The 13,898-nt window shown below is 54.8% G+C and carries 9 protein-coding genes and 1 pseudogene; 5 read left to right on the forward strand and 5 right to left on the reverse strand.

The genetic code is table 11. The features are described from left to right. Position 1: 1 nt before the first annotated feature. Complete coding sequence (locus tag ACR3E7_RS18780) at positions 2-1,507, reverse strand: sugar ABC transporter ATP-binding protein (protein ID WP_480503949.1); 1,506 nt, start codon at positions 1,505-1,507, stop codon at positions 2-4. A gap of 127 nt (positions 1,508-1,634) precedes the next feature. On the opposite strand from ACR3E7_RS18780, the gene ACR3E7_RS18785 reads away from it, so the two are divergent. From ACR3E7_RS18785 to ACR3E7_RS18795, 3 genes are all read left to right on the forward strand, one after another. Then, entirely contained in the window at positions 1,635-2,684 is a 1,050-nt protein-coding gene (locus ACR3E7_RS18785; RefSeq protein ID WP_480503950.1) for a LacI family DNA-binding transcriptional regulator, read from the forward strand. A 419-nt stretch (positions 2,685-3,103) separates the two neighbouring features. Beyond that, positions 3,104-3,787, forward strand: coding sequence for a DUF1989 domain-containing protein (locus tag ACR3E7_RS18790; RefSeq protein WP_480503951.1), 684 nt, complete (start codon positions 3,104-3,106; stop codon positions 3,785-3,787). A 197-nt stretch (positions 3,788-3,984) separates the two neighbouring features. Then, the gene (locus ACR3E7_RS18795) at positions 3,985-4,239 is read left to right on the forward strand and encodes a hypothetical protein (RefSeq protein WP_170771785.1); all 255 of its coding nucleotides are present in this window, start codon (positions 3,985-3,987) and stop codon (positions 4,237-4,239) included. A gap of 53 nt (positions 4,240-4,292) precedes the next feature. On the opposite strand, the gene ACR3E7_RS18800 is transcribed toward ACR3E7_RS18795, so the two are convergent. Then, positions 4,293-5,504 carry a DUF3179 domain-containing (seleno)protein gene (locus tag ACR3E7_RS18800; protein ID WP_480503952.1) on the reverse strand — a complete coding sequence of 404 codons (1,212 nt, stop codon included), beginning with the start codon at positions 5,502-5,504 and terminating at the stop codon, positions 4,293-4,295. Between the two features lie 391 nt (positions 5,505-5,895). Beyond that, positions 5,896-6,138: pseudogene (locus ACR3E7_RS18805) on the reverse strand (IS5/IS1182 family transposase); the annotation flags it as partial. A 101-nt stretch (positions 6,139-6,239) separates the two neighbouring features. Between ACR3E7_RS18805 and ACR3E7_RS18810 the strand changes: the two are divergent. Next, positions 6,240-6,581, forward strand: a complete 342-nt coding sequence (locus ACR3E7_RS18810) for a TniB family NTP-binding protein (RefSeq protein ID WP_480503953.1) — start codon at positions 6,240-6,242, stop codon at positions 6,579-6,581. Between the two features lie 912 nt (positions 6,582-7,493). Here the strand turns inward: ACR3E7_RS18810 and ACR3E7_RS18815 are convergent. Both ACR3E7_RS18815 and ACR3E7_RS18820 read right to left on the reverse strand, forming a co-directional pair. After that, a complete protein-coding gene (locus ACR3E7_RS18815) occupies positions 7,494-8,189 on the reverse strand; it encodes a superoxide dismutase (RefSeq protein WP_480503954.1) in 696 nt (231 codons plus the stop codon). A 155-nt stretch (positions 8,190-8,344) separates the two neighbouring features. Further along, positions 8,345-9,271 carry a LysR family transcriptional regulator gene (locus ACR3E7_RS18820; protein ID WP_480503955.1) on the reverse strand — a complete coding sequence of 309 codons (927 nt, stop codon included), beginning with the start codon at positions 9,269-9,271 and terminating at the stop codon, positions 8,345-8,347. 248 nt (positions 9,272-9,519) lie between these two features. On the opposite strand from ACR3E7_RS18820, the gene ACR3E7_RS18825 reads away from it, so the two are divergent. After that, positions 9,520-13,857, forward strand: a complete 4,338-nt coding sequence (locus tag ACR3E7_RS18825) for a CHRD domain-containing protein (protein ID WP_480503956.1) — start codon at positions 9,520-9,522, stop codon at positions 13,855-13,857. Positions 13,858-13,898 lie beyond the last annotated feature (41 nt).

Raw genomic sequence — 13,898 nt, forward strand, 5'->3', positions numbered from 1 at the left:
CTTAACTCGCGACGGCGTTCGAGGCCGAAGCAGCTTGTATCAGGTTTTCAGTGGTCAGTTCGGTTCCGGTCAATTCGCGCACGATCTGACCCTGACTGAAGACAATGGCGCGATGGCAGATGGCTGCAACTTCCTCGAAATCGGTGGAAACGACGATGATGCCGACGCCCTCTTCCATTGCGCGGTTCAACAGCGCGTAAATTTCTGCTTTCGCACCAACATCAACCCCCGCCGTCGGGTCTTCGCAGATCAACAGCCTGCGCTTGGTTTCCAGCCAACGTCCGATGACCACTTTTTGCTGGTTTCCACCCGACAAGCTTTCAATCGCCATGCTTTGATCATTGGGAGACAAGGCGACGTCCGCTCCGATCCGGGTGGCGCTCTCTGTTTCAGCTTTGTGGCTCATGAACGACAACAGCGACCGCCCGATCGCGGCAGGGTTCAGGAACGTGTTCTCTCGAATGGTCAGTGACATGGCGACGGACTCTTCGGTTCTGTCCCGCGCAACCAGCCCGATCCCTGATGCCATCGCAGTTTGCGGCGTGCTCAGGTCAGGCGTTTCACCATGCAGGGTTATCTGGCCGCTAAACCCTTCCGACCCGAACAGCGCGCGCGAGACGTTTTCGTGACCCGCCCCGCGCAGCCCCACCAGCCCGACGATTTCATTTGTCTTCAACTGGAAACTGACGTTGTGCGCTGCTTCCATGTTCAGGCCAGACACCTCAAGCAACGTTGCACCCGGCGGCATGTCTGGTTTCATCACCTGCCGAGTCTTGCGGCCGACGATCATATAAACCAGTTCTTCGGGTGTGGTGTGGTCAATGCTACGCAGCCCAACCATCTCTCCGTCTCGTAGTACGGCAACCCGATCAGCAATCTGAAAAATCTCATCCAGCCGATGCGACACATAGATCATACCGACGCCTTGTTCCTTCAGCGGGCGCAAGGCTTCGAACAATCGTTCGACCTCATCCGCAGGCAGGGATGCGGTTGGTTCATCCAACACCAGATAGTCGCAATCAACGGCCAAAGCGCGGGCAATCGCGACCAGAGACTTCTCGGTCCGCGACAAGTCCTGAACCCGCGTAGTCGGGTCGAATTCACATCCCACCTTGTCCAGCGCGTCCTGTGCAAAGCTCTCCACGGATTTCCAATTGATCAAACCGCCCTTTCGCGAATAGCCCAGAGCAAGCGCAATGTTCTCGGCCACGGTCATCCATTCGATCATGCCGAGATCCTGATGGATAAACGCCACGGACTGACGCTCGCCGAACCCGCCTGGACGATGTTCGTAGGGTTCACCGTTGATCAAAACCCGCCCTTCATCCGCTTTGTGAATTCCGCCGAGGATTTTGATGAGGGTCGATTTCCCGGCTCCGTTTTCTCCCAGTAGGGCAACAATCTCTCCGCGTTCGACATTCAGTGACACGTCGCGCAGCGCATAGGTACCTCCGAAATGCTTCTTTATCCCGTCAAAGAACAGATTGTTTTGCGCTGTGCCGGGCACGGCTGTCTCCTCCTAGGCTTGGGTCACCCTGATGCTCCTCAACATCGTATTGAGTTACCCGTAACGTTACGCTAGCATTCGCACAGACCCGCCCATTGTCAATAAAAAAGAGTTACCCGTAACGTAAATGAGCAGCGACACTGATAAATCAAGTAAAAACAATAAAGTAAGCCTTGCCGAGGTGGCAAAGGCTGCGGGTGTGTCTAAGATGACGGCCAGTCGAGTCCTGCGCGATGAAGGCGGGTTTTCGGAAAAAACGCGCGCTAAGGTTATGGCCGAGGTGGACAGGTTGGGCTACCTACCGAATCGGCTAGCGACGGTTTTTGCGGGCGACAAGAAGTCCACTTTTGTCGGGGTCAGCATCCCTGAACTGGGCAACGAAATATTTGCGCAGGTTCTGGAAGGCATCGACCGAAAACTTGGTGCATTTGGCCACCAGACGGTGCTGGGACTGACCGAGCATGAAATCGACCATGAGGAAAAGTGGATTGAGACCGTATTGTCCTGGCAACCTGCCGGGCTGATCATTACCGGTCGCTCACACAGCCAGAAAGCGATCCAGATGTTGCGCGGTGCTGGCATTCCTTTGGTCGAAATCTGGGACTTCAATTCCAGCCCTTTGGACATGTGCGTCGGGCTGAACCACTTTGACAGCGGCTATAGCATGGGTCGTTATTTGGCCGGAATGAATTACCAAAAATTCGGCTATGTCGGCACGTCTCATGACGTGGCGAACGCGGCAACCGCACGCCTTAACGGCTTCTCTAAAGCCATCGAGGATGCAAACGGCCGACTGGAAAAACAACTGCTCCTAAAAGATACGCCGGGGTTTTACACCGGGTTCTACGGCACCGAGCAGCTGCTTGCCTCGCATCGCGATATCGAAGTCATATTCTATCAGAACGACAACATGGCGATTGGCGGGCTTCACTATGTCCAGAAAATCGGCCTGAGCGTTCCGGAAGATATCGGCGTCGCCGGATGGGGCGATTTGCCAATTTCGGCAATACAACCTTATCGGCTGACATCAATCGCAGTTCCCCACCTTAAGATTGGCCAGATCGCAGCCGAGATGGTTCTGGCTCAGATCAACGGTGAACCAGCCAAGTCCACTACGGATGTCGGGTTTCGACTTATTCCAGGGAGCACAGTAAGGAAGTCGAGATCGGCTGAGTAAACACCGAAGCGGTGCGAGGAATGTATGCCAGTAATCGGCCCTCTACTTCCGTTGATCGGCGGGCATCGTCGAGGAGGCGCAGCGAACCAAAGGAAATATTCGCAGCACGCATGCTATCAAAGCGAAGGTGTGAGTGAACTGAAGTCTAAGCCCGAACCAGCGGGGCTATGGTGTTGTTCACAGCTTTGAAGGCTCCAACGTGGCATAGTGCCAAGCCTCGCTATTGCCCCTCAAACCACAGCAAAATTGCGCTCCAGTTCTTTACTGCCTTAGTCAACGCCTGAATCTTTCTTGAGTTAAGAACAAAGTACCCACCGGTAGCAGTAAGAAGCAAAATGTCAGGCAACCGGAACGCGAACTAAATAGCACTTCGCAGCTGAATGAATCGGTCTTATTGTTCCTAGAAAAGGGGGATTGACGTGAGCAGAGCCGATATTTCGATCCCGGACGGGTCAAACCAGAGCCTTGATATCGCCATCTCAGCTGACGGGGCTGCGGAAGTGGGGCGAACCTACAAAATACCTGCCCGATGCGGTATCGCTGTCAGGCTTGCGCGGGGGCAGGTTCTAAACATCGTAAATCCAAGTGGTCATCAGGTCTGTGACTTCTTCGCCTTCGCTGCCGAGAACCTAAACGAACATCTTTCGATGCCGCATCTGCACACTTCGATTGCATCAATCTTCCCAAAGGTTGGCGACGCCCTTGTCAGCAACCAGCGGAGGTCTTTGCTGACTATCGTCGTGGACACTTCGCCAGGCGTGCATGACACAGTTATCGCCTGCTGTGACCACGCGAGGTACCGCGAACTGGAATGTGAAGGGTATCACGACAATTGTGCGGACAACCTGCGCATGGCGCTTATCGCTATCGGGCTGAAAGCGCCGCTCATCCCCGCCCCGTTCAACATCTGGATGAATGTGCCGCTCAAACCGGACGGATCAACCAGTTTTGAAACTCCGGTCGCGCGGGCGGGCGATCGAATATCTTTGCGGGCCGAAGCCGATCTGGTCGCCGTGATGTCGGCCTGCCCTCAGGACATGACGCCTGTAAACGGCGAAGGGGTTGCGCCGGACAAGCTGGAATTCTTTGTGTCAGCGGGCTGAACCGACAGCGCAGAAAAACTAGTTCTGAAGACGAGTTGTCAAAGCATAGGCGAGCGCCGTCCGAAATATCGGGTGAAGTATTAGAGCACTTTGTGGCCACACCTCGCGAACGGGGGCCTCGTGCAAAACACAGTATCCTGTGAAACGCGCGATATCTTGAAATCTGTTTCAACGATCATTGTGTTAAGGTGACAGAGATGGTCGAACTTATCGCTCTCTTAAGTATTTATTACAAATGCACGGCTCTTGCTGTCGATGACAAATTGACTCAATCAGAACGCTTTGCATGCAATAACGCCTATCAAGAAGCCAAACGGATATTTGTCCATGATAGTTTGGACAGCGAAGAAACGCGTTTGACAGCGCAGCAGAACATCCTTGCCTACAGACGCTTCAAGAGTTGGGAGTTTGAAAACGCTGATCTGGTTCGTGAGTTGCGAGCCGCGGAATAAGAAGCGACCCAATTGAGGATGAAGGCGTTTCAAAAGACGAACCAAAACACCCGCTACCGTTGCCACAATTCTGTATCGGGGTGGAATTGAGACCAAGCAAACCAAAAGGCTTGGTGGCTGCCAAGGTCTGATCCGTCTTTGCCTACGGCCCTAATCCCGCCGGCCGTAATTTCCAACCGAACGTTTTCGACAACAATCTCCTCTCCGCGTTGCAAAGCCAAAAGCGCGGTGCTTCTTTGAAATGCAACAGGCTTGCCCGAGGCTGTCACCACACCAATGATATCCTCGTGAACGGGCAAACGCGGGTCGACATCACCGATCGGAAAGATGGGGCCGTTTGCGTCTCGTCCGTTGCGGAAATCGGGATCGCGACCCAACGCATAGCGCTCAAGCAAAACCGTGGTATCCGGATACTCCGCTTTCCACGTGCCCCAGTCGGTAGTGATGACTGTGGCTTGATCAAGCTGCAAGCCTTTTTCGGCCAAGGGACCCGTTACGGCGTGACCCAAGAACGTGTCAAACACAGAGTAGGTGTTCAGGTCGTACATCACTTTGTTGGATCGGTTCAGCAACCCCGAAGTCCGCAGAATCGGGCGCTCGATCCCCTCGGGCAAACCGTCGGTAAAATAAGCCTGCGCAGCCCCACACAAAGTGCAGTACGGAATACCGAGATCGCGACCACCCAGAGTGTCGTTTACCATCTCGCGCACTTCCATAATATGACGCGGATAGGCCCGATGTTCGCCATTTATAGAAATGCCAAAAACGACGTCGTCGTCTTGCAACCAAGTTGCGTCTTCGGCACTGCTGGTCTGTGGGTTGTCGGCGGCGGGGATACAATTGCATCCATTGTCAGTCGTGTCATAGGGGCGGTCATCAATAAGCACTCCGCCCCAGGATACCATCCTCCAATCGATGTCGCCTTCGACAAAGATGCGTTCCCATCCGGGTACGATATTGGTGAAAATCGACCGTTTGTACGAAAGATATTCAGGCGGTGCGGGAATGTCCCACGCAATAAGATGGTCCGTCAAATCACCCCAGCTGTTATCCAGCCTGATCTCTTTCCCCAAGAGCGCTGAGGCGGCAGTCGTCAGTTCTGTGTTCAACTGTTCTGAGGGCACAAATCGCATCAAATCGCTGATGATCCACGCCAATCGCGGGTCACCAGAAGATGCGATTTCAGCTAGTGCAAGCTTTTGATTTTCATCCCATGTCGACAGAACAACGCTGTCAACGAACGCAACCCGAAGCGCAAATTGCATCGCAGGGCTCAGCGGGTCCGTCGGCCGATCTGGTGGGTGGCCGAACTCTTCTATCACGTATTCAGGCAACTGCTTTGCCGTTTGTGCCTGCAACGGCTCCGAGTAAATAAAAGTCAAAATAAGAAACGACGCTGCAAAAAGAAGGCACCCAAAAGCATGGCTTTTGCGTGTCATCAACAAAGCTTTTTGATCAATCGTCTCCATAACCCCACCCATTGTCTGAGCACATACGCGCCTGAATGTCGTTGTTTCAGCAATACGACCCTGCGTGGCGCCCCGCGAAAGGTTGGACGATCTGCGCACGCAGGCAAAATCACTTTTGCGCCAAGCTTTGTGAACCGAGGCAAGCGGGCCAATCCAAGGCCCCAGCAGAGCCTTCAATACAGCGCGCCAATCTGCCAAACATGATCTTGATCCGATTGCGTCTCTTGTCGTATCGGACGGCAGTGTTGCGCTGTTTGCGACCCGGGACGCTCGCGCCAATCCCTATTTCTTTCACCGTTTCTCTGATCCAATCGGCACGATAGCCGCGGTCACCCAGCACCCATTCGACATTTGACAGACTGCTGATTAATGCTTTCGCACCAGTTTTGTCGCTGACCTGACCCGCGAAGACAAATAGTTTCAAAAGGCGTCATTCGCCCTTGTGCTTAAACCAATGGCGCACCATGGCTCATCTGTCACAAACCGCATGTCACTTTGCGTTCATGCCACCCTTGGTGCGCCCGATCTGACATGTTCAACGCTCGTTTCGAACGCGATGAATCACGCAGCAAATCGAAGTCAATTGGTCCTGAGCCTAGACAGCCCCGGATGGCAGGCCTCATGGTTTACTGCAGCTCAGAGATAGGAAAGACCATGATCGCGAAGCGAATGGAAGACCTGTACCAAACAAGATACGAAGCAGATATTGGCGTCACCCTTACACCGATCCTGTCAATACAGGCGCCTCCTGCACTCGATAATGGGCGCCTTGGTCAGCACGTTCTGGCAGCGATCGGCGCCCATGTGCGGGCGACACACGGTGTCCAAACTGGGCGCGCGTGCCCTCAGCCATTTGCGCGACATAAGCTCTGAAGACGATCATGATCGACGAAGTCCACAACTAGCTCGCGGGCGGCTGTCGCGAGCAACGGCGTTTCCATTCGAATGTGTATCCTGCTCAGACAGTTTCACAACTGTCCGACTTGCACGCAAAAAGTCCCTGGTATCTCTCTGCGTCATTGGCGCTACGCTAGGTCTATGACCTGTAAGTCCTGTGCTACTTGCTTATTACCTCTCAGCACAGCGTCAGGCGAAGAGTTTCAAGTTCCCATGCGGTTGAAAGTCCGAGCTTTGAAAGGCGCAACCTGGTTGGAGCAACTATATTGCCTCGGAAGTCAGCAAGTTGGTCGGTGAGTGGACTTGGCGCTACAGGTCGTATGGGTAGAACTTCGTCACGCGAGGTTCTGCTCCAAGTCTGGCCATGACCAGTTTGCTATGCTCGCTGCTGTGCACCTAGTGATGACGCGACCATTGGCGACTGTATCTATTGCGATGTGTCTTAGTCCCACGGCAGGTTTGGCATTCGCTGATCGACGCAACTTATTCGATCAATTCGTTCACCTTTCATGCAGTTCGCTAGCCCCGGCAAAAGATGATCGCACATTTCAGAAGACCCGGTTGCCAGCACGAAACTCTGAGAACCTAACGAAACCCGATTTTCTGGCAGCGGTGAAAAAGGCAATCGAACAAATCGGTGTAAAGGCGGATCGCACCTTCGAAATAGGTCGCCGGTGGCCTGTGGATACCCGTGAATTAAGGGAAAAAACCGGGCCAAATGCCCGGCAATGTGTCTGCGACTAGCAATCTAGGTGTCGCGGCTAAATGCGTGAACGGCCATATTGATGCAAATATGGCCGTTCAATTGATGATTAGTTCGGTTAAGACACCCGCCACAAGGCACAGCAATCAGGAGGATCGCCTGCTTTTGGCAGTCCGCACAAAAAACTATGCGTTGGCCAGGCGGGCGTTCACGTATTCCCAGTTGACGATACTTTCGACGACAGCAGCAACGTATTCTTTGCGGCGATTGCGGTAGTCGACGTAGTAGGCATGTTCCCAAACATCGATACCCAAGAGTGAGACCATGTCGTGCACAAGCGGGTTTTCACCGTTTGGCGTCGACAAAACGACTAGTTTGCCCGAGTTGTCTATGGCCAGCCAGCCCCAACCAGAACCGAATTGTTTGCTGGATACATTGACCAACTGCTCGCGGAATTCTTCAAAACTTCCGAAATCACTCTCGATCTTTTTCTGCAGGCTGCCGGGCACGCCGGTGCCGCCCGGAACCAGCATTTTCCAGAATTCGGTGTGGTTCCAGTGCTGGCCTGCATTGTTTAAAACGGTCTGATATGTCCCGCGATCCGCAGCCGCGGTCTTGATGATATCTTCCAGAGACTGGCCCTCAAGACTGGTTCCGGGGATCAGTTTATTCAGGTTGCGGGCATAACCGGCAGCATGTTTGCCGTGGTGCAGCTCCATCGTTTCTGCTCCAATTACAGGCTCCAGCGCACTGTGGCTGTAATCAAGGGACGGGAGTGTGTAGATTTCGGCGGCATTTGCTTTTTTTGCAAAAGCCGGGGCTGCGGCAACCAAAAGACCCGAGCCGGCAGATGCAAGAAAACCGCGACGCGTGAGAGACATTTTTCGATCCTTTCCATTGCCTGCCGATTGAGCCGACAGATGTCTCAAAAACACCTGTCTGAGGCTTTTATTCGAAAGAGTTGGTGTACAAATCGCCGCACAGCTCGTTTGGGACAAGGCGATTGCGGATCACGGTAGGCCGTCTACCGCGCGGGTTACTCAGGTTCTACAACCTTGCTGCACAGGTCGACCAGAAATTCGAGCGTAGTCTGGACATGTGGATAGGGGGCGATGTCGCTATGGGTCAGAACCCAAAGATCCAGTGATTGCGTCAAAAAGCCAGGCAGGGCTTCGATCAAATCTGGATTGTCCCCGGCCATAAACTTCGGCAGCGCGGCAAACCCCAGTCCGCTTTTGACTGCAGAGAGTTGAGCGTTTACGTTATCTGTTCTGGCCGCAATATTGCACTGATCCGTTATTTTTCGGAACTCGGTTTCCTGGACCGTGTTTCCGAGTGCGCCAGTGGCGACGACCACGTTATGCCCCAGAAATTCGTCCAGCGTATGGATCGGCTCAAGGTCGCACAGGTATTCCCGTGACGAGTAAATACCAAATTTTACTGTCCCAAGCTTTACCGCATTCACTCTGTACGCTTCTGGCTTACCCAGACGAACGGCAATGTCAGCCTCGCGGTTGTGCAAATTTACCTTCTGATTGGACAAAAGGAGGTCGATCTTGATGTTCGGATTCAACGTGTGAAATTCGATCAGTTTGGGCGCCAGCACCGACGCACCGAACCCTTCGGGCGCAGCGACCGACACCCTGCTGCCTTTGAAGTCACGATGCCCGCGCGCCACTTCGCCCATATGGCAAAGTTCCGTTTCAATCCGTTGCGCGATTTTCAGAATATCCTCGCCAATTGGTGTAAGCGCGACGCCCGTTGTCCCGCGATCAAACAGCGGCAGGGACAGCGCTTTTTCCAGGTCTCTCAACTTTCGCCCGACCGTTGCCGGGCTTTCGGACAATTGCGACGAGGCGCCTGCGATGCTTCCTGATCTCGCGACCGAAACGAGGAAGCGCAACAAGTCCCAGTCCTGTACCGGAATCTTTTCTAATGCGTCTGTCGCCGCGTTGTTGCTCATCTGTCCACACCCTTATTCTTTACTTACTTTTTCACAATTCAACAGAAAAAAAACCGTCTTCAACTTTACTTGTTGTTTCGTGATTGGAAAAAAATTTCACAATTTTTTCTGAGACTTAACGTTTTATCCGAGGTCCCTTCTCAATTGATGATCCACCCTTCATTTTTGAATGGTTGAGACGAGTTTTCCCAAGCTCAGGTAACGCCGCGTGAGCGCATCAGCGTTTGCTTATTAGCTTGGAGTGTAAAATGAACCCTGATGAAATAATGATCCCGATTATCGAGGGCGACGAGAACGACAATATGCTGATGGGAACGCCCGAAGACGACATTATCAACGGTCTGGGCGGCGATGATCAGATTGAAGGTCTCGGAGGCAACGACGTTCTGACTGGCGGTTTGGGCAATGACATGTTGGATGGTGGCGAAGGTATCGACACCGCAGCCTTCAATGACATTGACGTGCCCGTCGACGTTGATCTGGTCGCAGGTGAAGCAACGCGTGAGACAGGATTCTCGGTTTCGATCGTAGATCAGCCTTTCGTAAACTTTGGTGATCCTGAAGACAGCCTGGTTGACGAAGCGCTGGCCGGAAATCTGTACTACAACATCCACACAGCCGATTTCCCCGGCGGTGAGATCCGTGGTCAGTTGGTGGTTGACGAAAACAACCTGGATCAGGACGGCAACGGTACGCTGACTCTGACCGCAGTACTGGATGCTGCACAAGAGCCCGGCCCGCTGTCGGATTCGTTCGCAACAGGTACAGCCAGCGTCACTGTCACTGTTGTTGACGGTGTCGCAACCTACTCGTCCGAACTGTCGGTAACCGGCCTGGCCGTATCCGACCTGCTGACCCCGATCCCAGGCGTGATTTCGGCGATCCACCTGCACAACGCACCCGCCGGCCAGAACGGCCCGGTTGTGCGCGACTCGCTGGTTGATGCCGGTGGCGAACTGGCAAGCGCCGAAGAGGTTTCGGAAAACCCGTCGGGTGTTCTGAATGTCGAAGAAGTGACCACTCCGGATTCGGAAACTGACACTCTGACCAGCATCGAAAACATCATCGGTTCGGATGACCCTGACAACCTGATCGGTGACGAGAATGACAACGTTCTGACCGGCGGTCTGGGCGATGACACGCTGGATGGCGGCGAAGGCATCGATACTGCAGCCTTCAATGACATCGACGTTCCTGTCGAAGTTGATCTGGGTGCAGGCACAGCAACACGTGAGACAGGGTTCTCGGTTTCGATCGAGGATGCACCTTTCGTGAACTTCGGTGATCCTGAGGACAGCCTGGTCGACGAAGCGCTGGCTGGAAACCTGTACTACAACATCCACACCGAGGATTTCCCCGGTGGTGAGATCCGTGGTCAGTTGCTTGTTTCTCAAAACAACTTGGACCCTGAAGGGAACGGCACACTGGTTCTGACCGCACGGTTGGACGCAGCTCAAGAGCCCGGCCCGTTGTCGGATTCAGAAGCAACCGGCTTGGCGACCGTGACCGTTACTGTTGAAAACGGTGTCGCAACCTACTCGTCCGAACTGTCGGTAACCGGTCTGGCCGTATCCGACTTGCTGACCCCGATCCCAGGCGTGGTTTCGGCGATCCACCTGCATAACGCGCCCGCCGGTCAGAATGGCCCGGTTGTGCGCGACTCGCTGGTTGACGCTGGTGGCATCCTGGCAAGTGCCGACGAAGTCTCCGAGAACCCCTCGGGCGTGACCAACATCGAAGAAGTGACCTTTGCTGTATCTGAAACCGATAGTCTGAACAGCATCGAAAACGTCATCGGATCGAATGACGGTGACGTACTGATCGGTGACGCGAACGACAACGTGTTGAACGGCCTGGACGGCGACGATGTTCTGAGCGGTCTGGGTGGCAACGATACTCTTAACGGCGGTGCAGGGGATGACACTCTGATCGGTGGCGGCGGTACCGATATCATCGATGGCGGCGAAGGCTTCGACACCAACGACTTTTCGAACATCAACGTGGGCGCCGCAGATCCGACGATCGCAGGTGTTCGTGTCACGCTGGCTGCTGATGGCAGCGGTACGGCCGAATACAATGGCGGTGGCGGAAATGGTCCTCTGATCCAAGAAACCTTTACCAGCATCGAAAACATCACCGGTTCGTCCAACGATGACGAGATTGTTGCGACAGGTGCTGCTCCGAACACCATCGACGGTGGTGCGGGTGATGACTTCATCGCTGGTGGCGGTGGTCTGGATGACCTGAGCGGTGGCGAAGGCATCGACACCAACAGCTTCCAGGGCATCGGTGCCGAAGTGATTGCGGATCTGGCAACAGGAAGCGCATCTTACGCGCCAAATGAAAACGTCACGATCTTCGAGAACTTCGACGGGTTCGAAAACCTGGATGGGTCTGCCAATGACGACCAGCTGTTTGGTGACAGTGGCGCCAACACCCTGACCGGCAATATCGGCAATGACCTGCTGGTTGGCCGTGGTGGCAACGACATCCTGCGAGGCGGAGAAGGCAATGACGTCCTGCAAGGCGGCGGCGGTAACGACATCACCGATGGTGGTGAAGGTATCGACACTGCTGATTTCCAGGACATCGGGTCTTCGGTCACAGCCAACCTGGCGAACGGTACTGCGACCTATGCAGCGCCGAACGGCAATGCGGTTGCGGACCAGCTGATCAGCATCGAAAACCTGACCGGGTCGGTCAACGACGACTTCCTGACTGGTGACGATGGTGACAACCTGTTGGCAGGCGCCGCTGGTGACGACGTCATTAACGGCGGTGCGGGCAACGATATCATCCGCGGCGATGCTGTCGGTGAAGGCGAAGCTATCACGGTGTCGGTGACCAACACACTGGGTGAAGGCGGAACCTTCCTGACACCCGTCTGGTTCGGTTTCCACGATGGCGCCAACTTTGATCTGTTCACAGTTGGTGAAGAAGCCAGCCTGGGTCTGGAACGTCTGGCCGAAGACGGCAGCGTCGAAGGTATCGCGGCTGAATTCAACCAGCAGGTTGGTGACAACGGTGTTGATGCGACAATTATCGGCGGCATCGGTGCTCCGGGACCGATTGATCCGGGTGAAACGGCCAGCTTCACGCTGAACGTCAATCCTGATCAGGTTGGGCAAGGTTTCTTTACTTGGGCAACCATGATCATCCCTTCCAACGACGCCTTCCTTGCCGTACCGGATGACGCGCTTGCTGATCCCATCTTTGACGAAGAAGGCAACTTCATTGGCCCGATTGTCATCGAACGCTTTGGCAACGATGTTCTGGATGCGGGAACCGAGGTCAACAATGAAGAAGGTGCAGCCTTCCTCAACCAGACCGCGCGCGATCAGGGTACTGCCGAGAACGGCGTCGTGGGTGCGCACCCGGGCTTCAACGGCTCGGAAGGCAATCCGGATGGAGAGCCTGTCAACATTCTGGGTGGAACAACCGCTGCCAACACGATTGTTGACCCGATCGAAGGGGACTTCACCCGCAACAATGGTGAAGAGCAGCTTCTGCGGATCGTGATCGACATTGCAGAAGGTGGCAATGACGAACTGTTCGGTGGTGCCGGCGACGACATCATCGATGGTGGCCGTGGCGACGACATCCTTGATGGTGGTGCCGACAACGATACCCTGATCGGTGGGTCTGGCCGCGACACGTTCACGTTCCGTCGTGGAACGGGCTTCGACGTCGTGGCGGACTTCTCGGCCAGCATCGAAGACGGTGACTTCCTGGATGTGTCAGACTTCGGTGTCACGCAGCTCGAAGAGCTCAGCATCACAGCCGATGGTGAGAACACCGTAATCGACCTGGGCAATGGTGATCAGATCACTCTCGAAGGGGTTAGCCCCGATGAGCTGGTGGCCGAGAACTTTATCTTCGCTGAAGAAGAAGTTGTCGCTCCGACCAATGGTGATGACGATCTGGTTGGCGGCGTTGGTGACGACGAGATCGAAGCTGGCAACGGCGACGATATCGTTGAGGCCGGTGCTGGCAACGACGTGGTCGACGGTGGCAATGGCGATGATGATCTGGACGGCGAAGCCGGAAACGATCAACTCATCGGCAGCAACGGCGACGATGATCTGGTCGGTGGTCTGGGTGACGACAACCTGGATGGCGGCAACGGTGATGACCTGCTGGAGGGCGGCGATGGTGCCGACACTCTGGACGGTGGTCGCGGTGACGACATCCTGGACGGCGGCCTGGGCAACGACATGATCGAAGGTGGTCGTGGCAATGACGTCATTGATGGCGGCGAAGGTGATGACGACATTTGCGGTGGTACCGGTGATGACATCATCAACGGTGGTGCTGGCAATGACCGTCTGGAAGGGAACCGCGGTGCGGATACCTTTGTCTTCGAAGCTGGCTTTGGCGACGATGTCATCGCTGACTTTGAAGCCTTTGCCAACGGCGACACACTGGACCTGACCTCGGCAGCGTTCGACCTCGACGACTTCGAGGATCTGGCCGCAGTCGCGTCGCAGGACGGTGATGACGTTGTCATCGACCTGGGTGCCGAAGGCAGCATCACGCTGCTGGGTACTCAGCTTGCCGACCTGAACGAAGACAACGTTCTGGTTTAACCCAAACACGGCGGCGGCCCAGACGGTCGCCGCCGTTCCAT

Source organism: Ruegeria sp. BK1, from assembly GCF_056535645.1.